15 protein-coding genes and 1 pseudogene are annotated in these 24,201 nt (G+C 71.9%); 9 read left to right on the top strand and 7 right to left on the bottom strand.

Annotated elements, in window-relative coordinates; genetic code table 11:
• The first annotated feature begins 109 nt into the window (after positions 1-109).
• Both AB4K12_RS18035 and AB4K12_RS18030 read left to right on the top strand, forming a co-directional pair.
• A complete protein-coding gene (locus tag AB4K12_RS18035) occupies positions 110-1,492 on the top strand; it encodes an L-serine ammonia-lyase (RefSeq protein WP_362250520.1) in 1,383 nt (460 codons plus the stop codon).
• Between the two features lie 97 nt (positions 1,493-1,589).
• Positions 1,590-1,898, top strand: coding sequence for a hypothetical protein (locus AB4K12_RS18030; protein ID WP_368435126.1), 309 nt, complete (start codon positions 1,590-1,592; stop codon positions 1,896-1,898).
• Positions 1,899-1,928: 30 nt separating this feature from the next.
• Here the strand turns inward: AB4K12_RS18030 and AB4K12_RS18025 are convergent, their stop codons facing one another.
• The 6 genes and pseudogenes from AB4K12_RS18025 to AB4K12_RS18000 form a co-directional block, all read right to left on the bottom strand.
• Positions 1,929-2,141: an EF-hand domain-containing protein gene (locus AB4K12_RS18025; RefSeq protein WP_368435288.1), complete on the bottom strand. Its 213-nt coding sequence runs from the start codon at positions 2,139-2,141 to the stop codon at positions 1,929-1,931.
• Between the two features lie 51 nt (positions 2,142-2,192).
• Positions 2,193-2,645: pseudogene (locus AB4K12_RS18020) on the bottom strand (N-acetylmuramoyl-L-alanine amidase); the annotation flags it as partial.
• Positions 2,646-2,962: 317 nt separating this feature from the next.
• The gene (locus AB4K12_RS18015) at positions 2,963-3,520 is read right to left on the bottom strand and encodes an ATP-binding protein (protein WP_368435287.1); all 558 of its coding nucleotides are present in this window, start codon (positions 3,518-3,520) and stop codon (positions 2,963-2,965) included.
• A 224-nt stretch (positions 3,521-3,744) separates the two neighbouring features.
• Positions 3,745-4,512: an enoyl-CoA hydratase/isomerase family protein gene (locus AB4K12_RS18010; protein WP_368435125.1), complete on the bottom strand. Its 768-nt coding sequence runs from the start codon at positions 4,510-4,512 to the stop codon at positions 3,745-3,747.
• Between the two features lie 252 nt (positions 4,513-4,764).
• Positions 4,765-6,009: an Ig-like domain-containing protein gene (locus tag AB4K12_RS18005; protein WP_368435124.1), complete on the bottom strand. Its 1,245-nt coding sequence runs from the start codon at positions 6,007-6,009 to the stop codon at positions 4,765-4,767.
• A gap of 217 nt (positions 6,010-6,226) precedes the next feature.
• The gene (locus AB4K12_RS18000; protein WP_368435123.1) at positions 6,227-7,435 is read right to left on the bottom strand and encodes an Ig-like domain-containing protein; all 1,209 of its coding nucleotides are present in this window, start codon (positions 7,433-7,435) and stop codon (positions 6,227-6,229) included.
• Positions 7,436-7,618: 183 nt separating this feature from the next.
• Between AB4K12_RS18000 and glgX the strand changes: the two genes are divergently transcribed.
• The 4 genes from glgX to AB4K12_RS17980 all read left to right on the top strand — a co-directional run bounded on the left by glgX (position 7,619) and on the right by AB4K12_RS17980 (position 16,083).
• The gene (glgX, locus tag AB4K12_RS17995; protein WP_368435122.1) at positions 7,619-9,904 is read left to right on the top strand and encodes a glycogen debranching protein GlgX; all 2,286 of its coding nucleotides are present in this window, start codon (positions 7,619-7,621) and stop codon (positions 9,902-9,904) included.
• 34 nt (positions 9,905-9,938) lie between these two features.
• The gene (locus AB4K12_RS17990; RefSeq protein ID WP_368435121.1) at positions 9,939-11,747 is read left to right on the top strand and encodes an ABC transporter ATP-binding protein; all 1,809 of its coding nucleotides are present in this window, start codon (positions 9,939-9,941) and stop codon (positions 11,745-11,747) included.
• Positions 11,744-13,537: an ABC transporter ATP-binding protein gene (locus AB4K12_RS17985; RefSeq protein ID WP_368435120.1), complete on the top strand. Its 1,794-nt coding sequence runs from the start codon at positions 11,744-11,746 to the stop codon at positions 13,535-13,537. Before AB4K12_RS17990 ends, AB4K12_RS17985 begins: the two co-directional genes overlap by 4 nt.
• 269 nt (positions 13,538-13,806) lie before the next feature.
• The gene (locus tag AB4K12_RS17980; RefSeq protein WP_368435119.1) at positions 13,807-16,083 is read left to right on the top strand and encodes a M4 family metallopeptidase; all 2,277 of its coding nucleotides are present in this window, start codon (positions 13,807-13,809) and stop codon (positions 16,081-16,083) included.
• Between the two features lie 121 nt (positions 16,084-16,204).
• Here AB4K12_RS17980 and glgP read toward each other — a convergent pair whose 3' ends face one another.
• Positions 16,205-18,832: an alpha-glucan family phosphorylase gene (glgP, locus tag AB4K12_RS17975; protein ID WP_368435118.1), complete on the bottom strand. Its 2,628-nt coding sequence runs from the start codon at positions 18,830-18,832 to the stop codon at positions 16,205-16,207.
• Between the two features lie 172 nt (positions 18,833-19,004).
• On the opposite strand from glgP, the gene AB4K12_RS17970 reads away from it, so the two are divergent.
• The 3 genes from AB4K12_RS17970 to treS all read left to right on the top strand — a co-directional run bounded on the left by AB4K12_RS17970 (position 19,005) and on the right by treS (position 24,100).
• Positions 19,005-19,910: a helix-turn-helix domain-containing protein gene (locus AB4K12_RS17970; RefSeq protein WP_368435117.1), complete on the top strand. Its 906-nt coding sequence runs from the start codon at positions 19,005-19,007 to the stop codon at positions 19,908-19,910.
• A gap of 486 nt (positions 19,911-20,396) precedes the next feature.
• A complete protein-coding gene (locus AB4K12_RS17965; RefSeq protein WP_368435116.1) occupies positions 20,397-22,391 on the top strand; it encodes an alpha-1,4-glucan--maltose-1-phosphate maltosyltransferase in 1,995 nt (664 codons plus the stop codon).
• A complete protein-coding gene (gene treS, locus AB4K12_RS17960) occupies positions 22,388-24,100 on the top strand; it encodes a maltose alpha-D-glucosyltransferase (protein ID WP_368435115.1) in 1,713 nt (570 codons plus the stop codon). Before AB4K12_RS17965 ends, treS begins: the two co-directional genes overlap by 4 nt.
• The last annotated feature ends 101 nt before the right edge of the window (positions 24,101-24,201 follow it).

Raw genomic sequence — 24,201 nt, 5'->3', positions numbered from 1 at the left:
CCACGGCGAGCGGCCGGCATCGCGCACACTGAGAGGTGGGCGCGGTGCCCCGCACCACCGCACCACCCCCCTGTACCACCCGTACCACCGACCCAGAGGAGCTGCCACCGTGGCCATCTCCGTATTCGATCTCTTCTCGATCGGCATAGGCCCGTCCAGCTCCCACACGGTCGGCCCGATGCGCGCCGCCCGCATGTTCGTGGGGCGCCTGAAGAAGGACGGGCTGCTCGCGCAGACCACCTCCGTGAGAGCGGAGCTCTTCGGCTCCCTCGGTGCCACCGGCCACGGCCACGGCACGCCCAAGGCCGTGCTGCTCGGCCTGGAGGGCCACTCGCCCCGCACCGTCGACGTGGAGACCGCCGACGACGAGGTCGAGCGCATCCGCACCACCAAGCGGCTGCGGCTGCTCGGCTCCGAGATCGGCTCCGACCACGAGATCGACTTCGACGACTCCACCCAGCTGATCCTGCACCGCCGCCGGTCCCTGCCGTACCACGCGAACGGCATGACGCTCTTCGCCTACGACGAGACCGGTGCCCCGCTGCTGGAGAAGACCTACTACTCGGTCGGCGGCGGCTTCGTCGTCGACGAGGACGCGGTGGGCGCGGACCGGATCGTCCTGGACGACACGGTGCTGAAGTACCCCTTCCGCACCGGTGACGAGCTGCTGCGCATGTCCCGCGAGTCGGGTCTGTCGATCTCCGCGATGATGATGGAGAACGAGAAGGCCTGGCGCACGGAGACGGAGATCCGCGAGGGCCTCCTGGAGATCTGGCGCGTGATGCAGGGCTGCGTGAACCGCGGCATGTCCCGCGAGGGCATCCTGCCCGGTGGCCTGAAGGTCCGCCGCCGCGCCGCCAGCACCGCCCGCCAGCTGCGCGCCGAGGGCGACGCCCAGGCCCGCGCGATGGAGTGGATCACGGTCTACGCCATGGCCGTCAACGAGGAGAACGCCGCCGGCGGCCGGGTCGTCACCGCCCCCACCAACGGCGCCGCGGGCATCATCCCGGCCGTGCTGCACTACTACATGAACTTCGTCCCGGGCGCGGACGAGGACGGCATCGTGCGCTTCCTGCTCGCCGCGGGCGCCATCGGCATGCTCTTCAAGGAGAACGCCTCCATCTCCGGCGCCGAGGTCGGCTGCCAGGGCGAGGTCGGCTCCGCCTGCTCGATGGCCTCCGGCGGCCTCGCCGAGGTCATGGGCGGCACCCCGGAGCAGGTCGAGAACGCCGCCGAGATCGGCATGGAGCACAACCTCGGCCTGACCTGCGACCCGGTCGGCGGTCTGGTGCAGATCCCCTGCATCGAGCGCAACGGCATGGCCGCCGCCAAGGCCGTCACCGCCGCCCGCATGGCCCTGCGCGGCGACGGCCGGCACCACGTCTCCCTCGACAAGGTCATCAAGACCATGAAGGAGACCGGCGCGGACATGAAGGTCAAGTACAAGGAGACGGCACGCGGCGGCCTCGCCGTGAACGTCATCGAGTGCTGACGCTCCGGGATTCACGGGCGCGTTGAACGCGCTGACGCCGGGTGGCCCGAGAGGGGGCCGCCCGGCGTTGTCAGTGGTGCCCCGTAGGCTCACGGGCATGAGTTACGCAAACCTGCGCGAACTCCAGAGCGCGCTCACCACCGCCTCGGACATCGCCTTCTCCCTCGACGCCACGCCCGCCCCCCATGAGGCCGACCAGCTCGTGGACGCGCTGCGGCGGGCGCTGACGGCTGCCGGCTCGCTGCGGGCGGGGGCGGGGGCCACGGGCTGCGCGGAGCACCCCAGGGGCCCGGTGGACCCGCTGTACGGGGACGACAAGGACCCGCTGCCGCCCGGCTGGGGGCGGTGTCTGCTGTGCAACGACCGCCGGCGCCGGGCCGGCGCGCAGCGTAGGGGCTGGCGCTGACCCGGGGCCCTCGGGCGTAACACGTCCGGATCAGTGGTTCAGGGAGGCCCAGAACTCGTCGAAGGACAGGACGCCGTCGCCGTTGCCGTCCTTCTTGTTGATGATGGCCTGGGCCACGGTCTCGGTGACGTTGTGGTCGCCGAGCTGAGCCATGACGCTCTTGTACTCGGTGGCGGTGATGAATCCGTCGCCGTCGACGTCGAATCGGTTGAAAGCGGTGCGTGCTGCCTCGATGTCAGCCATGTGGGCCTCCCCTTGAGTGGTGGTGGGACCGGCACAGATTAGCTGCCGGGCCACCAGGTCCAGATAACGGTCCCAGTCCCAGTGCGGACCGGGGTCGGTGTGGGTGGCCCCGGGCACCTCGCTGTGGCCGATGACGCGGTCCCGGGTGACGGGGATGCCGTAGCGGGTGCAGACGGCGGCGGCCAGGCGCGCGGAGGCGTCGTAGAGGGCGTCGGTGAAGTACTCGGGCCGGTCGGGCCAGCCCTCGTGCTCGATGCCGATGCTGCGGGTGTTGTAGTCCCAGTTGCCCGCGTGCCAGGCGATGTCCTTCTCCCGGACGAACTGCGCGACGCGGCCGTCCGCCGAGCCCACCAGATAGTGGGCCGACACCTTCGCCCGGGGGTCCTGGAAGATCCTGCGGGTGTCCGCGAAGGTCTCCTCCGTCACGTGCACCACGACGAAGTCGACCGGGTGGGCGCGGGGACGGTCGGAGACCGTGTGGTTGGCGTCGTCCGCCGGGATCCAGCGGACGGGGGGAAACACGCGCTCCATTGGGGCCTCCCGTATCCAAACGTTTACATAAAGATAAGAGATACCGCTGGTTTATACATGGATTTCAAGGTCGGTGGCGGAGGTCACCTTGGATTACTGGCCTCTCGCTTTGGCTCTTGAACACACCGCATGTCATAGTCGAGCCAACGACCCCCATTGACCCGGGCCAGGTCGTCATCTCGCCGCGGAACACACCCCATTTTTCCGCGGCCAGCCGAAGAGACCCCCGCTCCGCCGCATGACGGCGGTTGGGGGTCTCTTCGTTTTCGGGCCTGCCGGGGACCGGTCCGTCAGCGGTCGGCCACGCGCATCTCGAACCAGGTGGTCTTGCCGCGCGCCAGCAGGTCCACCCCCCAGCGGTCGGAGAGCTTGTCCACCAGGAACAGCCCCCGCCCGCTGACGTCCATCTCCCGCACCGGCAGCAGACAGGGCAGCCCCCGGGAGGGGTCACGCACCTCGATGCGCAGCCACCCGCGCCGGCGCAGCATCCGCAGCCCGAAATGGCGGGCTCCGGTGTGGCGTACGGCGTTGCCCACGAGCTCGGAGACGAGCAGGACCGCGTGCTCGGTGAGCCGTTCCGACAGGCCCCAGTGGCGCATGACGACCGACTGGGTCAGCCGCCGTGCGGCCACTGCGGACTCGGGGCGCGACGGCAGCCGCACCTCGCCGAGCGTAGGGTCGCCGAACAGCTCCAGCGCCTTGAGCGCCAGCTCGTCCTCAACCGCCGGGGACCACCGCGCGGGGGTCGTTCCGACCCGCTGCCGCGGCTGCTCCGTTCCCTCCAGGCCCGCCATGCCCCCATCATGGCCGTCATCACGGCGACGGGGAGGGGAACGCCGGGATTCGATGGAGCGGAGCTCGCGCTTCCGTGGCGGCCGTCCGACATATGCCAGAGGCCGCAGGCCAATCCGGAAAACCTGACTGACCTGCGGCGACCCCGGGGGTGGAAAAGATCGCCGGGCGGGCGGAGGAAGGCCGCATCCGGGACGGGTCGCCCCTGCCGGAATTCCCCCACACGAGGCATGCCCCGGAATCCACGGCTCCGGGGCATGTCATCTCAACCTGCGGCGTCTCAGACGAACTTGGCCTTTCCGGGACCGTCCTCGACGAAGCTGCGCATACCGATCTCCCGGTCCTCGGTGGCGAACAGCCCCGCGAACCAGTTGCGCTCGATGGCGAGCCCGGTGTCGATGTCGGTCTCCAGGCCCGCGTCCACGGCCTCCTTCGCCGCGCGCAGCGCGATGGCGGGTCCGGTGGCGAGCCGGGCGGCCCAGGCGTGCGCCTCGGCGTACACGTCCGCCGCCGGGACCACGCGGTCCACCAGGCCCAGGGCGAGCGCCTCGTCGGCCCTGACCTGACGGCCGGTGAAGATGAGGTCCTTGGCCTTGGACGGGCCCACGAGCCGGGACAGCCGCTGGGTGCCGCCGGCGCCCGGGATGAGGCCCAGCAGGATCTCGGGCTGGCCGAGCTTGGCGTTGTCGGCGGCGATGCGGAAGTCGGCGCACAGCGCGAGCTCGCAGCCGCCGCCGAGGGCGTAGCCGGTGACGGCCGCGACCACGGGCTTGGGGATGCGGGCGACGGCGGTGAAGGAGTCCTGCAGCCCGCGCGACCGCGCGACCATGGCCGCGTGGTCCATGTCCCGCATCTCCTTGATGTCCGCGCCGGCCGCGAACACCTTCTCCCCGCCCCAGATGACCACGGCGCGGACGTCGTCGCGGCGGGTCAGCTCGTCGGCGAGCTCGCGGAGCCGGTCCTGCATGGCGATGTCCAGCGCGTTCATCGGCGGTCGGTCCAGCCGGACGGTACCGACGCCCTCGGCGACCTCAAGATGCACAGTCATGAGGCTTAGGTTAGTGGGGGGCAGGGGGTGTCCGATGGGTCGGTGCGGGCCCCGCGGCGTCTGGTGCGGTGGATCGCAAGGCGGAGCATCTCCCGCGTACTGGGCGTACTCGGGTGATGCGACAACGCGGCGAGGCGCCGTGCCAGGCGTCGTGGGGCCCGCACCGACCCATCGGACACCCCCTAACCCCGGGCGGCCCGGTGCACTTGGTCACAAGTGCACCGGGCCGCCCGGTTCCGAACGCTGGGCCCGTCAGTCGGCCTGGGGGCTGCTCTTGCCCCACTCCGACCACGGGAGGTTCCAGCCGTTGAGGCCGTTGTCCGGCTGGATCGTTTTGTCATCGGAGTTCTTCACGATGACGACGTCGCCGACCATGGAGTTGTTGAAGAACCAGGCCGCCGGCATGTTCGGGTCGCCGCCGCCGCGCTGGTCCTCCAGGCCCACGCAGCCGTGGCTGGCGTTCTCCGCGCCGAAGGTGGAGGAGCCGGACCAGTAGTTGCCGTGCAGGAAGGTGCCGGAGGTGGACAGGCGCATCGCGTGCGGCACGTCCGGGATGTCGTACTCGCCCTTGCCGTCACCCTTGGTGAAGCCGACGGTGGCGCCGTTCATGCGCGTCACCTCGTGCTTCTCGCTGATGACCATCTGGCCGTTGTACGTGGGGTTGGCGGGGGCGCCGGAGGATATCGGGATGGTCTTGATGACCTTGCCGTCGCGCTCGACCGTCATCTGGTGGGACTTGGCGTCGACCGTGCTGACCTGGCTGCGGCCGACCGTGAACTTCACGGTCTTGGTCTGCGAGCCGTACACGCCCTCGCGGCCCTGGACGCCGTCGAGGTTCAGGTTGACCGTCACCTTGGTGCCGGCCGCCCAGTACTTCTCGGGGCGGAAGTCGATGCGGTCGTTGCCGAACCAGTGGGCCTTGACCGGAACCGACGGCTCGGCGGTCACCTTGATGGCTCGTTCGACGGCCTTGGGGTCGGTGATGCCGCGGCTGAAATTGACCGAGACGGGCATGCCCACGCCGACCGTGGTGCCGTCCTCCGGCGTGAAGTAGCCGACGAACGTGTTCTGCGGGGTGAGGGTGGTGAACGCCGCGTGCTTCGCGGACGGACGGCCCTTCTCGTCCTTGGCGATCGCGTCCACGGTGTACTTCGTGGAGGCCGCGAGGTGGCTGGACGGCTCCCAGGCCGCGCCACCGCCGGTTATCTTGCCGTCGATCGTGTTGCCCTTGGCGTCGGCCACCTTGACGGACGTCAGGCTGCCCTTGTCCGCCGACACCTTGAGCGCGCCGCTGGTCGCGACGTCCTTGGCGCCATCCGTGGGCGCGATGTTCACGACCGCGTCCGACGGGCCCTTGGCGACCTTCTCGCCGTTCTTGCCGCCGTTGTCCGAACCGCCGCCGTCACAGGCGCTGACCAGCGTCAGCACCGTTCCGAGCAGCAGGGCGGACAGCCCCACGCGGCGGCCCCGGCTCCCCGATATCGGCTGCACCTTCAAAACGGTTCTTCTCCCCTCGCACGGCCCGCGGCCACGCGGCGCCCCCGAGCGCGGCACTCCGCGCGTTGTCGATAGATAACCACACGCCACCGACAACGCTGATCTGGTGAATGTCACCGTTCGGTCCCAAATGGGGTCGGTGATACGAACCGTGCGCCTGTGGTGAGGGCGGTGACCGAAGTGAAGCGGCAGATTCCAGCCAGGTCAAACCGGGGGCTCAGCCGAGCGCCGAACCCGCACGCCACTGATCCCACGACATGTTCCAGCCACCGAGGCCGTTGTCGGGGGCGACCACGCGCTCCGGGGAGCGGACGACCTCGACGACGTCGCCGATCAGCGAGGTGTCGTAGAACCGGCCGGCGGGGCTCGACGGGTCGCCGCCCTGGGCGTCGGGCAGCCCGATGCAGCCGTGACTGACGTTCTGCGTGCCGAAGACGGAGGGGTCGGCCCAGTAGTTGCCGTGCAGGAAGGTTCCCGAGGCGGTGAGCCGCATGGCGTGCGGTACGTCCGAGATGTCGTACTCGCCGCCGAAGCCCACCGTGTCCCCGTTCATCCGGGTCACCGGGGACTTCTCGGTGATCACCATCCTGCCGTTGTACGTGTCGCTGCCCGGCCCGCCCGCGGTGACCGGCACGGTCTCCGGCGGCCTGCCGTCACGGACGACCGTCATGGTGTGGGCGGCGGCGTCGACGGTGCTGACCTGGCTGCGGCCGACGCGGAACCCGACGGTCTTCCACTGGCTGCCGTACACGCCCTGCGCACCGCGCACATCGCGCAGTCGCAGGTCGAGGGTGACGTCCGTACCCGGCTTCCAGTACTCGCGGGGCCGGAAGTCCAGGCGCGAGGAGCCGAACCAGTGGGCCGCGATCTCCACCGGCGGGCGGGAGGTGACGCGGATGGCGCGCTCGACGGCGGCCCGGTCGGTGATGGGCCGGCTGAAGGCGAAGGAAACGATCATGCCGGTGCCGACCGTGGTGTAGGGCTCGGGCGTGAAGTAGCCGAGGAAACGATGCTCCGGGACATACGTGGTGAACACGCTGTGCCGGACCGCACGGTGGCCGGAGGGGTCCCGGGCGACGACGTCCACCGTGTAGCGGGCGGCGAGCCCGAGGCCGCCGGGCGCGGGCCGCCAGCTGTGCCCGTCGCCGGAGATCCGCCCGGGCACCGTCCGCCGGGCGCCGTCCTGGAACTCCGCGACCGTGACCCGCTCGAGCGTCCCCTCGGGCGAGCGCACCTCGAAGCGCCCGGCGGCCGGGACGTTGCCCGCGCGGTCGCGCGGGGTGATGCGGATCAGTTCGCTCGTCGGCCGGGCGTCGTCCACCATCAGACGGGTCTTCGGCGCGACGACGGTGCACCCGGCGAGCGCGGCCAGGATCATCGCCAGCAGGGCGATTCCCCGTGCCGCGCGCGAGAGGGCAACTGTCACACCCGGCCCAACGACGCGCGTGGCCGCGGGAAACGAGGCTGCACTCGCTTGCTGCGCCCGATCACACGTGTGAGCGCATGCGTGGATCTGGGAAGAACGGGGAGAAGGACGAAATCGCCAGACACCCGGTCCCGGGAAGCCGGGTGCCCGGCGCGCTACCCGAGAGCCGCCGGAGGCGAACACGTGTCGAGCGCACCCGAGCAAGAGCCCCGCCGGTACGCCGGGTTCACCGACGTGTGGCCGGGCAGCCCGGAACCGCTCGGGGCCCGCTTCAAGGAGGCCGGCGACGCCACGGGCGGCGTGGCGGGCACGAACTTCGCGCTGTGGGCCGGCGGCGCGGAGGCCGTGGAGCTGTGCCTGTTCGACGACGCGGACGGCGGCGGCGAAACGCGTCACCCGCTGACGGAGTTGACGCACGAGGTGTGGCACGGCTTCGTCCCCGGTGTGCTGCCCGGCCGGCGCTACGGCTACCGCGTCCACGGCCGCTGGGATCCCTGGACGGGCGCCCGCTGGAACCCGGCCAAGCTCCTGCTGGACCCCTACGCCCGCGCGGTCGACGGCGAATTCACCGCGGGCGGGGGCGACGGCGCGCTCCCCGCCGAGCTGTACGGACATGTGCGCGACTGGCCGCAGCAGCAGATCGCCGACACCGTGCGCGACGAGCGGGACTCGGCCCCTTTCGTCCCCAAGGGCGTGGTCGTCGCCGATGACGACGACTGGTCGGACGACCACCGGCCCAAGACGCCCTGGCCCGACTCGGTCATCTACGAGCTGCACGTACGCGGCTTCACGAGGCGTCACCCGGGCGTCCCCGAGCACCTGCGCGGCACCTACGCCGGGCTCGCGCACCCCGCCGCGATCGAGCACCTGGTCGGGCTGGGGGTGACCGCCGTGGAACTGCTGCCGGTGCATCAGTTCGCCCACGAGGACCACCTGCTGCGGCGCGGCCTGCGCAACTACTGGGGGTACAACTCCATCGGCTACTTCGCCCCGCACGCCGCCTACGCCTCCTCGGGGACGCGCGGCGAGCAGGTGGGCGAGTTCAAGCGGATGGTCCGCGCCCTGCACGCGGCCGGCATCGAGGTCGTCCTCGACGTGGTCTACAACCACACCGCCGAGAGCGGCGAGCTCGGCCCGACGCTGTCGCTGCGCGGCGTCGACAACCGCCGCTACTACCGCCTGCAGGGCGACCCGCGCCGCTACGCCGACTACACCGGCTGCGGCAACACCCTCCACGTGGTGCGGCCCAACGTGCTGCGGCTGATCACCGACTCGCTGCGCTACTGGGTGACGGAGATGGGCGTCGACGGCTTCCGCTTCGACCTGGCGGCGGCGCTGGTCCGAACGATGCGCGCCGCCGATGGGCCGGACATGCTCTCCCCCTTCCTCGCCGTCATCGCCCAGGACCCCGTGCTGCGGCGGGTCAAGCTGATAGCCGAGCCCTGGGACGTGGGCTCCGGCGGCTATCAGGTGGGCGCCTTCCCGCCCCTGTGGACGGAGTGGAACGACCGCTACCGCGACGCCGTGCGGGACTTCTGGCGGGGAGCCCTGCCGGACGTACGGGACCTGGGCTACCGGCTGTCCGGCTCGAGCGATCTCTACGCCTGGGGCGGCCGGCGCCCGTACGCCTCCATCAACTTCGTCACCGCGCACGACGGCTTCACCCTGCGCGACCTGGTGAGCTACGAACGCAAGCACAACGAGGCCAACGGCGAGGGCAACCGCGACGGGACGGGCGACAACCGCTCGTGGAACTGCGGCGCCGAGGGGGAGAGTGCCGACCCCCGGGTGCTCGCCCTGCGCCGGCGGCAGATCCGCAACCTGCTGACGACGCTCCTGCTGTCCACGGGCGTGCCGATGCTGGTGGCGGGCGACGAGATGGGCCGCACCCAGGGCGGCAACAACAACGCCTACTGCCAGGACAACGAGACCGGCTGGGTCGACTGGTCGCTGACCGCCGACCCCGGCTGGCGGGCGCTGCGGGACCTGTGCGCCCGCCTGCTCGCCCTGCGCCGCGCCCACCCCGTGCTGCGCAGCCGGTCGTTCTTCTCCGGGCGGCCGCGGGGGGCGGACGGGCTGCGCGACCTGGCGTGGTTCACGCCGGGCGGCACGGAGATGACCGAGGCCGACTGGTACGCGCCCGCCGCGACGCTGGGGATGTACCTGTCGGGCCGGGACATCCCGCAGCGCGACCGGCGGGGCGCACCGGTGACCGACGACAGCTTCCTCGCCGTGCTGCACGCCGGGCCGCGCCCCTTGCGCTTCACCCTGCCGGGGCCGCCGTGGGCGACGGCGTACGAGCTGCTGGTGAACACCGCTCTGGAGGACCAGCACACGGCCCCCGGCCTGCGCAGGGAGGCGGGGAGCCGGATCTCCGTGCGGGCGCGTTCGGTGCTGCTGTGGCGGGTGGTGCGGGACGGGGAGGCGCCGGAGACGGAGCCGACGGAGCGAGGTCCGAAAACCGAGTGAGCGCCGGCGCCGGCCGACCGTAGTCTCGGCCCTGATGACGGCAAACCGCGAAGCGCCTCAGCCCGGCGGACGTCGTTCCACCGTGCGTTCGCTGGCGCGCCTGTGGCCGTATGTGCGCCCGGTGCGCGGCACCCTGCTCGTGGCCGCGCTCTGCGCCGTGCTGGCGTCGTGTTTCGGCCTGGTGATCCCGCTGGCCCTGAAGTGGATCGTGGACGGGCCGGTGGCCGACCGCGATCCGCCGGGGGTGTGGCTGGGCGGGCTGGTGGTGGCGCTGCTCGGCGTCGCGGAGGCCGGGCTGGCCGGGGCGCGCCGCATCCTGGTGGCCGGGCCGCTGGCGGGTGTGGAGGCCCGGATGCGCTCCGCCTTCTACCACCGTCTGCAGCGGCTGCCCGTCTCCTTCCACGACCGCTGGCCGTCGGGGCAACTGCTCTCGCGGGCCACGACCGACCTGATGCTCGTACGGATCTTCCTGGCGTTCCCGCTGACCTTCCTGCTGGTCAACGGGGTGACGATCCTGGTGGGATTCGCCGTCCTGCTGCTGCAGAAGTGGACGCTGGGGCTGGTGCTGCTGGCGCCCGTCGTGCCGCTGATCGTGCTGTGCTCGCTCTTCGAGGAGCGCTACTCCCGCGCCGCCCGGACCTCGCAGGACCGGGTCGGGGACCTGACGACGATCGCCGAGGAGAGCGTCCTGGGCATCCGCGTCATCAAGGGCTTCGGCCGGCACCGCGCCCAGGAGGGCGCCTTCGCCCGGCAGTCCGCCCTGCTGCGGGAGTCCGAGCTGCGCAAGGCGAGCCTGCTGGGACGGCTCTGGGGGCTGGTCACGGCCCTGCCGGAGCTCGCGATCGGGGCGGCGCTGGTGCTCGGGGTGGTCCAGGTCGCCGACGGCGACCTGACCGCGGGGACGCTGGTGGCGTTCCTGTCGACGGCCCTGGCGCTGCGCTGGCCCGTCGAGTCGATCGGCTTCCTGCTCGCGATTTGCAACGACGCGGCGGCCGCCACCGACCGCTTCTTCGAGGTGATGGACGCCCCCCAGGCCCCGCCCGACGCCGCACCGGAGGCCGGGGCCGCCGCCGGGCGCCGCACCGGGCCGGCGACCGTCCGGGACCGCGGACTGCGCCTCACGGGCGTGGAGTTCCGCTACCCCGACGCGCCGGCGGCCGCGCCGCCCGTCCTGCGCGGCGTCGACCTGCACATCCGGCCCGGCGAGACCATGGCCCTCGTCGGCACCACGGGCAGCGGCAAGACCACGCTGACCGCCCTCATCCCCCGCCTCCACGACGCCACCGCCGGGCGGATCACCCTGGACGGCCGGGAGATCACCGCCCTGCCCCGGGCGCGGCTGCGCGAGCTGGTGTCCGTCGCCTTCGAGGAGCCCACCCTCTTCTCCGCCAGCGCCGGGGAGAACGTCCTGATGGGCGCGGCCGGCGCCGGCGAGGCGGAGCTGCGGCGGGCCCTGGCCGTCGCCCAGGCCGGCTTCGTGCACGCCCTTCCCGACGGCCATCGCACCCAGGTCGGCGAGCTGGGCCTGAGCCTGTCCGGCGGGCAGCGCCAGCGCCTCGCGCTGGCCCGCGCGGTCGTCGGCAGCCCGCGCTACCTGATCCTCGACGACCCGCTCTCGGCCCTCGACGTGCACACCGAGGCCCTGGTCGAGTCGGCCCTGCGGGAGGTGCTGGCGACCACCACCGCCCTGGTCGTGGCCCACCGGCCCTCCACGGTCCTGCTCGCCGACCGCGTCGCGCTGCTCTCCGGCGGCCGGATCGCCGCGGTGGGCACCCACCACGAACTCCTCCGCGGCAACAGGGAGTACGCCTCGCTCATGTCAGGCCCGGAGCGCCGCCCATGACCGCCCCCGACGACCACGACGTCCTGCCCGCCCCCCAGGGCGCCTCGGCCGCCCTGCTGCGCTCGCTGCTCGCCCCGGCCCGCGGCCGGGTCCGCCTCACGGTGGTCCTGCTGCTGCTCCAGCAGGCCGCCGTGCAGGCCGGGCCGCTGCTCGTCGCGTACGCCATCGACCGGGGCGTGCCGGCCGCCCGGCAGCACGACTACGGCCCGGCGGCCGCCGCCGGCGCCTGCTATCTGCTGTGCGCCCTGGCCGCCGGGCTGATGCGGTACGCCGTGGTCCGGCTGACCGCGCGCGTCGGCCAGGACGCGCTGCTGGACCTGCGGGGCCGGATCTTCCGGCACGGCCAGGCGCTCAGCGTCGGCTTCCACGAGCGCTACACCTCCGGCCGGCTGGTCTCGCGCGCGACCACCGACGTCGAGTCGATCCGCGAGCTGCTGAACGACGGCCTGCAGGAGCTGATCGGCGTCGTGCTGTCGGTGCTCTACGTCACCGCCACCCTGCTGTATCTGGACCCGGGCACCGGCGCCGCGGCCATGGCCTCCTTCGTCCCGCTGGCCCTGCTGGTGCGCGGCTACCGCCGCCGCTCGATCGTGGTGCACCGCGCGCGCTCGACGGCCATCGCCGCGGTCATCGTGAAGTTCACGGAGACCATGAACGGCATCCGGCCCGTCCAGGCGTTCCGCCGCGAGGCCGTCAACGACGCGCACTTCGAGCGGCTCAACCTCGAGCACCGTCGGACCAACGCCGCGACCTCCGTGACGATGGCCCGCTATGTGCTCTCCTCCCGGCTGACGGCCAACATCGCGGTGGCCTCGATCGTGGTGTGGGACGCGTACCGGGTGGCCGAGGGCCGCCTGGAGCTCGGCGTGCTGGCCGCCTCGGTGCTCTATCTGCGGCGGCTGTACGACCCGATCGACCGGCTGGGGATGTTCCTGAACTCCTACCAGTCGGCGGCCGCGTCCCTGGAGAAGATCGCCGGGCTGCTGGCGCAGCGCCCCTCGGTGCCGGAGCCCGCCGTGCCCACGGCGCTGCCCGGGCGGGGGGACGGCGGCGCCGGCCGCGAGGTGGTCTTCGAGGGCGTGCGCTTCGCCTACCGCGCGGGCGACGAGGTGCTGCCCCGCTTCGACCTGACGCTGCGGGCCGGGCGGACGGTGGCGGTCGTGGGCGCCACGGGCGCGGGCAAGTCCACCCTCGCCAAGCTCCTGGCCCGGTTCTACGACCCGGTCGAGGGCCGGGTGCTGCTGGACGGCGTGCCGCTGCGCGACCTCGCCGGGGCGCGGCTGCGGCGGGAGGTGGTGATGGTGACGCAGGAGGCGTTCCTGTTCTCCGGCACGGTCGCCGAGAACATCGCGGTCGGCCGCCCGGACGCGAGCCGCGCGCAGATCGAGGCCGCGGCCCGGGCCATCGGGGCGCACGACTTCATCGCGGCCCTGCCGGAGGGCTACGACACCGACGTCCGCAAGCGCGGCGGCCGGGTCTCGGCGGGCCAGCGTCAGCTGATCTCCTTCGCCCGCGCCCTGCTGGCCGACCCGGCCGTGCTGATCCTGGACGAGGCGACGTCCTCGCTGGACATCCCGGGCGAGCGGGCGGTGCAGCACGCCATGCGCACGGTGCTGCGCGGACGGACGGCCGTTGTCATCGCGCACCGGCTGTCAACCGTGGAGATCGCGGACCGGGTGCTGGTGATGGCCGACGGCCGCATAGTGGAGGACGGCCGTCCGGCCGAACTCGTCGCGGCCGACGGTCAGTTCGCTGACCTGCACCGGGCCTGGCGGGACAGCCTCGTCTGAGCGACCGTTATACGGACATCGATCTTTGGCCAACGGACAGGTTCCGGCCAACTTGTTGACGCGCTCCTGACACCCGCTGGGCCGCGGTGGCACTCTTCACCTCAACTGGCGCGGCGCACCCCCACATCCCCACCCTCCCGCGGCAGCCCGCTTCTTCTTTCCCCCCTTTCTCCATTGTGTTCTGCCGTGCTCTGCCCGGCCGGCATCTCGCCGCCCGGTCGCCCACCGGCCACCCCACCCATGTCGTGGCCACCGCAGAAGGAGTCAGTGTGAGACCCACCCCCCCAAAGCGTGCCGTCGCCACCGGCGCACTCGTCGCCGTCACCGCCATGCTCGCCGTGGGCACCCAGGCCGGCACCGCGACCGCCCGCCAGGACGACGGCAGGGCCTCCGGCCGCCAGATCGTCGCCAAGGCCGACCCCGGCGCCCTGCCCGCCAAGCTCACCCCGTCGCAGCGCGCGGAGCTCATACGCGAGGCCAACGCCACCAAGGCGGACACCGCCAAGACCCTCGGCCTCGGCGCCAAGGAGCAGCTCGTCGTGCGGGACGTCTCCCGTGACGTCAACGGGACCGTCCACACCCGCTACGAGCGCACCTACGACGGCCTGCCCGTGCTCGGCGGCGACCTCGTGGTCGACGCCACCAAGGGCGGCCAGGTCAAGACCGTGGCCAAGGCCTCCAAGGCGCGGATGGCCCTGTCGACGACGTCGCCGTCCTTCGCCGCCGCCACGGCCGAGAAGGACGCCGTCAAGGCCGCCCGGGCCCAGGGCTCGAAGGCCGACAAGGCCGATCGGGCGCCGCGCAAGGTCGTCTGGGCCGCGAACGGCACGCCCGTGCTGGCGTACGAGACCGTCGTCGGCGGCCTGCAGCACGACGGCACGCCCAACGAGCTGCACGTCATCACCGACGCGAAGACCGGCAAGAAGCTCTTCGAGTTCCAGGGCGTCAAGCAGGGCACCGGCAACAGCCAGTACAGCGGCCAGGTCACCATCGGCACCGCCCCGTCGTACACGATGACCGACAACTCGCGCGGCGGGCATAAGACGTACAACCTCAACAAGGGGACGTCCGGCACCGGCACCCTCTTCACCGACTCGGACGACGTCTGGGGCAACGGCACCACCGGCGACCCGGCCACGGCCGGCGTCGACGCGCACTACGGCGCCCAGCTGACCTGGGACTACTACAAGAACGTGCACGGCCGCAGCGGCATCAAGGGCGACGGCAAGGGCGCGTACAGCCGGGTCCACTACGGCAACAGCTACGTCAACGCCTTCTGGTCCGACAGCTGCTTCTGCATGACCTACGGCGACGGGCAGAACAACGCCAAGCCGCTGACCTCGATCGACGTGGCCGCGCACGAGATGACGCACGGCGTCACCTCGGCCACCGCCAACCTCACCTACAGCGGCGAGTCCGGCGGTCTGAACGAGGCGACCTCCGACATCTTCGCCGCGGCCGTGGAGTTCTGGGCCAACAACCCCAGCGACCCGGGCGACTACCTGGTCGGCGAGAAGATCGACATCCGGGGCAACGGTTCCCCGCTGCGCTACATGGACAAGCCCAGCAAGGACGGCCAGTCGAAGGACAGCTGGTACTCCGGCCTCGGCGGCATCGACGTGCACTACTCGTCGGGCCCGGCCAACCACTGGTTCTACCTGGCCTCCGAGGGCAGCGGCCCCAAGACGGTCAACGGGGTCAAGTACGACTCCCCGACCGCGGACGGGCAGCCGGTCACCGGCATCGGCCGGGACAACGCCGCGAAGATCTGGTTCAAGGCGCTGACCCAGCGCATGCAGTCCAACACCAACTACGCGGGCGCGCGCGACGCGACGCTGTGGGCCGCCGGTGAGCTCTTCGGCGTCGGCAGCGAGACGTACAACAACGTCGCCAACGCGTGGGCGGGCATCAGCGTCGGCGGCAGGCTCTCCTCCGGCGTCTCGGTCACCAGCCCCGGCGACCAGACCTCGATCGTCAACACCGCCGTCTCCCTGCAGATCAAGGCGTCCAGCTCCACCACGGGCTCCCTGACCTACTCGGCCGCCGGCCTGCCCGCCGGGCTGTCCATCAACGCCTCGACCGGCCTGATCACCGGCACCCCGACCGCCACGGGCACCAGCAACGTGACCGTGACGGTGAAGGACGCGGGCGGCAAGACCGGCACCGTCTCCTTCAAGTGGACCGTGAACACCACGGGCGGCGGCAGCGTCTTCGAGAACACCACCCCGGTCGCGATCCCGGACGCCGGCGAGGCCGTCACGTCGCCGATCGTCGTGACCCGCAGCGGCAGCGGCTCCTCGGCGCTGAAGGTGGACGTGAACATCACCCACACCTACCGCGGTGACCTCAAGATCGACCTGGTCGCCCCCGACGGCAAGACGTGGAACCTCAAGGACGCCGACGCCTGGGACTCCGCCGCGGACGTCAAGGAGACCTACACCGTGGACGCCTCCGGCGCCTCGGCGACCGGGACCTGGAAGCTCCAGGTGCAGGACGTCTACTCCGGCGACGACGGCACGGTCAACGGCTGGAAGCTCTCCTTCTGAGCGCCTTCCCGCCACAACCCGGCGTAACCCGCCGTAACCCCTGAACCGGGCGCCGCCCGGGGTGAGTCCTCCTCCCCCGGACGGCGCCCTTCATCGTTCCGTCGTCAGCGCGGTTCCGCCGTCACCGCATCAGCACCCCGGCGGCCTCGCCGACGGCCTCGGACGGCACCGCCACCAGCCCCAGCTCCGCGCCGCCGGCCAGCAGGCGGTGGGCGGGCAGGATGCGCACGGTGTAGCCGAAGGGCCCGGTGCGATCCAGGGTCAGCGGCCCTTCGTAGAGCCGCCGGCCGTCCAGGCCCGGGGCCCCGGTGGCCTTGAGCGGGAAGGCGACCGTCCGGGTCAGCCGGTCGGCCTGGTCCACCCGGCCGGCCACGGCCTGCACCTCCACGTCCGAGGGGTCCAGCTCCCCGAGGGTCACGCTCACCCGCAGCGAGACCGTGGAGCCCAGCTCCGCGTGGCCGTTGAGCGGGCCGTCGGAGACGGCCTCGACGTGGTCGACCGCCACGGCCGGCCACGCCGCCCGCACCCGGGCCTTCCAGGCGGCCAGCTCGCTCGCCGCGTGGGGCTCCAGCGCCCGGTGGGCCTCGGCGGCGGGCGCGTACAGCCGCTCGACGTACTCGCGCACCATGCGCCCGGCGAGGACCTTCGGGCCGAGGGTGGCCAGCGTCCCCCGGACCATCTCGATCCAGCGCCCGGGCAGCCCGCCCGCGCCCCGGTCGTAGAAGCGCGGCGCCACCCGCTGGTCCAGCAGGTCGTAGAGCGCCGCCGCCTCCAGGTCGTCGCGACGGTCGTCGTCCATGGCCGCGCCGTCGGCGGTGGGGATGGCCCAGCCGAAGTCCGGTTCGTACCACTCGTCCCACCAGCCGTCCAGGACGGACAGGTTGAGACAGCCGTTGAGCGCGGCCTTCATGCCCGAGGTGCCGCACGCCTCCAGGGGGCGCAGCGGGTTGTTGAGCCAGACGTCGCAGCCGGGGTAGAGCCGCTGGGCCATGGCCATGCCGTAGTCGGGCAGGAAGACCAGGCGGTGGCGGACGCGGGCGTCGTCGGCGAAGCGGACGAGCTCCTGGACGAGCCGCTTGCCGCTGTCGTCGGCCGGGTGGGCCTTGCCCGCGACGACGATCTGGACGGGGCGCTCGGGGTGCAGCAGGAGCTCGGTCAGGCGCTCGCGGTCGCGCAGCATCAGCGTCAGGCGCTTGTACGACGGGACGCGCCGGGCGAAGCCGATGGTGAGGACGTCGGGGTCGAGCACCCCGTCGATCCAGCCCAGCTCGGCGCTGCCGGCGCCGCGCTCCCGCCAGGAGGCGCGCAGCCTTCGGCGGACCTCCTCCACCAGCTGCTCGCGCAGGGTGCGGCGCAGCTCCCAGATGTCGGCGTCGGAGATGTCGGCCACCGAGTCCCAGCGTTCGGAGCCGCCGACGGCCAGGGCGTCCTCGGCCCGGGCCACGCCGATCCGCCGGGCGCCGAGCCGGAAGACCTCGGGGGCGACCCAGGTGGGGGCGTGGACGCCGTTGGTGATGGAGGTGATCGGCACCTCCTCGGGGTCGAAGCCGGGCCACAGCCCGGCGAACATCTCCCGGCTGACCTGGCCGTGCAGGGTGGAGACGCCGTTGGCCCGCTGGGCCAGGCGCAGTCCCATGACGGCCATGTTGAACAGTCCGTCCTGGCCGCCGGGGTAGTCCTCGCGGCCCAGCTCCAGGACACGGTCGACGTCGATGCCGGACAGTTCGCCGCCCTCGCCGAAGTGCCGGGCGACCAGGGCGGCCTCGAAGCGGTCGATGCCGGCGGGGACGGGGGTGTGGGTGGTGAAGACGGCGCCGGCGCGTACGCATTCCAGCGCGGCGTCGAAATCGGCTCCCTGTTCGGCGAGCTCGCGGATGCGTTCGAGGCCCAGGAAGCCGGCGTGGCCCTCGTTGGTGTGGAAGACCTCGGGCTCGGGGTGGCCACTGATGCGGCAGTACGCCCGCACCGCGCGGACCCCGCCGATGCCCAGCAGCATCTCCTGCAGCAGCCGGTGCTCGCTGCCGCCGCCGTAGAGCCGGTCGGTGACGTCGCGCTCGCCGGGGCCGTTGTCCTCCACGTCGGAATCGAGGAGCAGCAGCGGCACCCGGCCCACCTGGGCCTTCCAGATGGAGGCGAGCAGCCGGCGGCCGCCGGGGAGGGCGAGGGTGACCCGGCTGGGGGTGCCGTCGGGCTCGCGGAGCAGGGACAGCGGGAGCTCGTTGGGGTCGAGGAGGGGGTAGTGCTCCTGCTGCCAGCCCTCGCGGGAGAGGGACTGCCGGAAGTAGCCGTGGCGGTAGAGCAGTCCGACGCCGATGAGGGGGACGCCGAGGTCGCTGGCGGACTTCAGGTGGTCGCCGGCGAGGATGCCGAGGCCGCCGCTGTACTGCGGGAGGGCCGCGGTGATGCCGAACTCGGGGGAGAAGTAGGCGACGGCGGCGGGCAGTCCTTCGGGCTGTTCCTGGTACCACCGGCGGCCGGTCATGTAGTCGTGGAGATCATCGGAGGCCGCCGCGAGCCGCCGCCGGAAGCGGCGGTCCTCGGCCAGGACGGCCAGCCGGTCGGCGGAGACCGACCCCAGCAGGCGCAGCGGGTCGCCGGCGGCGGCCCGCCACCCCTCGGGGTCGAGGGACTGGAACAGCTCGCGGGTCTCGGGATGCCAGGACCAGCGCAGATTGCGCGCCAGCTCGCTGAGCGGTCGTAGGGGCTCCGGAAGGACGGGACGCACGCTGAATCGACGAATGGCCTTCACGGTCACGACGGTAGCGGCGCGGGGCCGCGCCGTGCCGCTCAAGCGGGACAAGTGCCCCCTTCCGCCTGACGGGACCGGCGGGTCCGGCGAGCCGGACGGGCCCCGGCGGACCTGGCGAGCCTGACCCCGGCAGGGTCAGGCTGACGGGCCGCGACTGCTGTTGACTGGTCGCATGGACACACCAGCCGGGTTGGGGGACTTCCTGCGCACCCGTCGTGCCGCGCTGCGGCCCGAGGACGTGGGCGTGGTGTCGTACGGACGTACGCGCCGCGTGCCGGGCCTGCGCCGGGAGGAGCTGGCGATGCTGGCGGGCGTGAGCGTGGCGTATTACACCCGGCTGGAGCAGGGCCAGTCCGCGAACGCCTCCGACGAGGTGCTGGACGCCATCGCGCGGGCCCTGCGGCTGAGCCCCGACGAGCACACCCACCTGCGCAATCTGGCCCGGCCCGGGCGGGCGGCGCGGCGCGCGGCCGACCGGCCGGCGACGGCGGGGCCCGGGGTGCGGCAGCTGATCGCGGCGATGGACGCGGTGCCGGCGCTCGTCCTCGACCACCGCTTCGACGTGCTGGCCTGGAATCCGCTGGCGCACGCGCTGCTGGCGGGCCACCTGGACTTCGGCGCGCCCGGCCGGCCGGAGGAGCGCCCCAACACCCAGCGGCTGTTCTTCCTCGACCCGCACGCCCACGAGCTGTACCCCGAGTGGGAGAAGGAGGCGCGGCGGGCGGTCTCCGCGCTGCGGCTGACGGCCGGCGAGCACCCGGAGGACCGCCGGCTGGCGGAGCTGATCGGCGAGCTGACGATGAGGAGCCCGCGGTTCGCGGCGCTGTGGGCGCGGCATCCGGTGCGGGCGTGCACCTCGGGGGTGAAGTCCTTCCACCATCCCGTGGTGGGGTCCCTGGACCTGTCGTTCGAGATGCTGCGGCTGCCCGGCACCGGCGGCCAGGGCCTGCTGGCGTTCAGCGCGGAGCCGGGCTCGGGCTCCGAGGCGGCGCTGCGGCTGCTCACGGCGGCGGGTGCGCGGCCGGCCGTGCGCGCGGGCGGTGCGCGCGCCGCCATCGGCGCCACCGGGGCTCCCTGAAAAGTACTAGGCGAAATTACGTCCCGCCTACAGCAGCACTGTCCAAGGCCAAATGCCGTCGCGGCCTTCGAAGGTGATGTCCGGCGCCGGGTTCCCTGACGGGGTTTCGTTTACCGCCTTTCGTCACATTGCACGCGATCGGCCCAGCGGGGAGACTCCCTACGGGTGACGGAGGAACGGCCGCCCTCCGCACGTGGTGCCACGGGAACTACGCACGAGTAGTTCATACGGTCCGGGCATGCCCGGGCGGGCCCGGTGGGAAAGCTCACCCGGTATGCACAGACGCCCATCCGCCGCGGTGCTCAGGGCGCGGTCTTCCCTTCTCCCTCCGGCACGTCAGCATGTTTGATTTCGGCCCCACCGCCCACCCGAGTGAAGCGGACAGGAGCAGCCATGCCCGCACCCTCCGGAGCCCCGACGGAGCGGATAGAAAGTACAGAACCTGCCAGACCAGCCCGAATTCCCGTCACATTTCCAGGTGATCCCATGATCGGTCGCATCCCCGTCCTGGACCTCGGACCGCTCGTCGACTGCGGTCGAAGGCCCGTCAAGGCCGTGGTGGGCGAGACCTTCGAGGTCACCGCCACGGTGTTCCGCGAAGGCCATGAGGCGGTCGGCGCGAACGTGGTGCTACGGGGCCCGGCGGGCCGCTGCGGCCCGTGGTCCCCGATGCGCGAGCTGGCGCCGGGCACCGACCGCTGGGGCGCGGAGGTCACCCCGGACTCCGAGGGCCGCTGGACGTACGCGGTGGAGGCCTGGGGCGACCCGGTCGCCACCTGGCGGGCACACGCGCTGATCAAGATCCCGGCGGGCATCGACGTCGCCCTGGTGCTGGAGGAGGGCGCCCGGCTGCACGAACGGGCGGCGGCCGGGGTGCCCAAGACCGGGGGGCGGGAGGCGGTGCTGGCCGCCGTCGACGCCCTGCGCGACGCGGAACGCCCGCCCGCGACCCGGCTGGACGCCGCCCTCGATCCGGAGGTCGTCGCGGCGCTGACCGGCTATCCGCTGCGCGAGCTGGTCACCACCACCCGCCCGGTGCCGGTCCTGGTGGAGCGCGAGCGGGCGCTGTTCGGCTCCTGGTACGAGCTCTTCCCGCGCTCGGAGGGCGCGGTGGTGCGCGAGGGGCGGCGGCCGGTCAGCGGGACGTTCCGTACGGCCGCGAACCGGCTGCCGGCCGTGGCCGCCATGGGCTTCGACGTGGTCTACCTCCCGCCCGTCCACCCCATCGGCTCGGCCTTCCGCAAGGGCCCCAACAACGCCCTCACCGCGGGCGCTTACGACGTGGGCAGCCCCTGGGCCATCGGCTCGCCGGAGGGCGGGCACGACGCGCTCCACCCCGACCTCGGCACGTTCGCGGACTTCGAGCACTTCGTCACGCGGGCGCGCGAGCTGCGGATGGAGGTGGCGCTGGACTTCGCGCTGCAGTGCTCGCCCGACCACCCGTGGGTGGGCAAGCACCCCGAGTGGTTCCACCACCGCGCCGACGGCACCATCGCCCACGCCGAGAACCCACCGAAGAAGTACCAGGACATCTATCCTCTCGCCTTCGACGAGGACTTCGACGGGCTGCTGGCCGAGACGCTGCGCGTGCTGCGGTTCTGGATGGCGCGCGGGGTGCGGATCTTCCGGGTGGACAATCCGCACACCAAGCCGGTGGTCTTCTGGGAGCGGGTCATCGCCGAGATCGGCCGCACCGACCCGGACGTGGTCTTCCTGGCCGAGGCCTTCACCCGGCCCGCGATGATGCGCACGCTGGGGGCGGTCGGCTTCCAGCAGTCGTACACCTACTTCACCTGGCGCAACACCAAGCACGAGCTGACCGAGTACCTGACGGAGCTCTCGCGGGACTCGGCGGCGTGCATGCGCCCCAACCTCTTCGTCAACACCCCCGACATCCTGCACGCCCATCTCCAGGACGGCGGCCGGCCCGCCTTCGAGGCCCGGGCCGTGCTCGCCGCGACCCTCTCCCCCACCTGGGGCGTCTACGCCGGCTACGAGCTGTGCGAGAACGTCCCGGCGCACCGGGGGAGCGAGGAGTACCTGGACTCGGAGAAATACCAACTGCGCCCGCGCGACTGGGAGTCCGCGGAGCGCGAAGGCCGCAGCCTGGCCCCACTGATCACGGTCCTCAACCGGCTGAGGCGTCGTCAGCCCGCCCTGCGGCGGCTGCGCAACCTGCGCTTCCATGACGCCGACAACGACGCCGTCATCGCCTACTCCAAGCGGTCCGGCTCCTCCTGCGTCCTCACGGTCGTCAACCTCGACCCCCACCACACCCAGGAGGCGACGGTCTCGTTGGACATGCCGGAACTCGGCCTCGACTGGCACGAGACCGTCCCGGTGCGCGACGAGCTCACCGGAGAGACCTATCACTGGGGCAGGGACAACTATGTGCGCCTCGAGCCGGGCCGTTCGATCGCGCCCGCGCACGTGTTCTCGCTGCGACCGTCCTCACAGATCGGAGGGTCACCCACACCATGATCGTCAATGAGCCCGTCCAGGACACCTTCGAGGACACTCCCGCGAAGGACCTGGATCCCGACTGGTTCAAGCGGGCCGTCTTCTACGAGGTCCTCGTCCGGTCCTTCCAGGACAGCGACGGGGACGGCATCGGGGACCTCAAGGGACTGACGGCCAAACTGGACTATCTGCAGTGGCTGGGCGTCGACTGCCTGTGGCTGCCGCCGTTCTTCCAGTCCCCGCTGCGGGACGGCGGCTATGACGTCTCCGACTACACCTCGGTGCTGCCGGAGTTCGGTGATCTCGCGGATTTCGTGGAGTTCGTGGACGCCGCGCACACCCGGGGCATGCGCGTCATCATCGACTTTGTCATGAACCATACGAGCGACCAGCACGACTGGTTCCAGCAGTCCCGCACCGACCCCGACGGTCCGTACGGCGACTACTACGTATGGGCCGACGACGACAAGCAGTACCAGGACGCGCGCATCATCTTCGTGGACACGGAGACCTCGAACTGGACCTTCGACCCGGTGCGCAAGCAGTACTACTGGCACCGCTTCTTCTCCCACCAGCCGGACCTCAACTACGAGAGCCCGGCCGTGCAGGAGGAGATCCTGGCCGCGCTGCGGTTCTGGCTGGACCTGGGCATCGACGGCTTCCGGCTGGACGCGGTGCCGTACCTCTTCGCCGAGGAGGGCACCAACTGCGAGAACCTCCCGCGCAGCCATGAGTTCCTCAAGCGTGTCCGGGCCGAGATCGACGCCCACTACCCGGACACCGTGCTGCTGGCGGAGGCCAACCAGTGGCCCGAGGACGTGGTCGACTACTTCGGCGACTACGCCAAGGGCGGCGACGAATGCCATATGGCGTTCCACTTCCCCGTCATGCCGCGCATCTTCATGGCCGTACGCCGTGAGTCGCGCTACCCGGTCTCGGAAATCCTGGCCAAGACCCCGGCCATCCCCTCCCGCTGCCAGTGGGGCATCTTCCTGCGCAACCACGACGAGCTCACCCTCGAGATGGTCACGGACGAAGAGCGCGACTACATGTGGGCGGAGTACGCCAAGGACCCGCGGATGCGCGCCAACATCGGCATCCGCCGACGGCTGGCCCCGCTGCTCGACAACGACCGCAACCAGATCGAGCTGTTCACCGCGCTGCTGCTGTCCCTGCCCGGCTCGCCGATCCTCTACTACGGCGACGAGATCGGCATGGGCGACAACATCTGGCTCGGCGACCGCGACGCGGTGCGCACCCCGATGCAGTGGACGCCGGACCGCAACGCCGGCTTCTCCTCCTGCGACCCGGGCCGGCTCTATCTGCCGACCATCATGGACCCGGTCTACGGCTACCAGGTCACCAATGTGGAGGCGGCCATGAGCAGCCCCTCCTCACTGCTGCACTGGACCCGCCGGATGATCGAGATCCGGAAGCAGAACCCCGCGTTCGGGCTGGGCTCGTACACCGAGCTGACCTCGAGCAACCCGGCGGTGCTGGCGTTCCTGCGGGAGCACGGCGACGACCTCGTGCTGTGCGTGAACAACTTCTCCCGCTTCGCCCAGCCGACCGAGCTGGACCTGCGGGCGTTCAACCGCCGGCACCCGGTCGAGCTGATCGGCGGGGTGCGCTTCCCGGCCATCGGGGAGCTGCCGTACCTGCTGACCCTCGCCGGACACGGCTTCTACTGGTTCCGGCTCCGGGGCAACGCCTCGTCGCCCGCGCGCTGACCTCGGCGCCCGTGCGCGGCCCTCACCGGGCGGCCGCGCACGGAGGCTCCGGCGGTTTTCCCCGCCGGGGCCTGGGCACTCGTACTACTGCGCTCGGGCCG

This window comes from Streptomyces sp. C36 (assembly GCF_040932295.1).
Taxonomy (GTDB): domain Bacteria; phylum Actinomycetota; class Actinomycetes; order Streptomycetales; family Streptomycetaceae; genus Streptomyces; species Streptomyces triculaminicus.
Note: the sequence above shows the minus strand (reverse complement) of the source record. Positions and strands in the feature narration are given on the sequence as shown.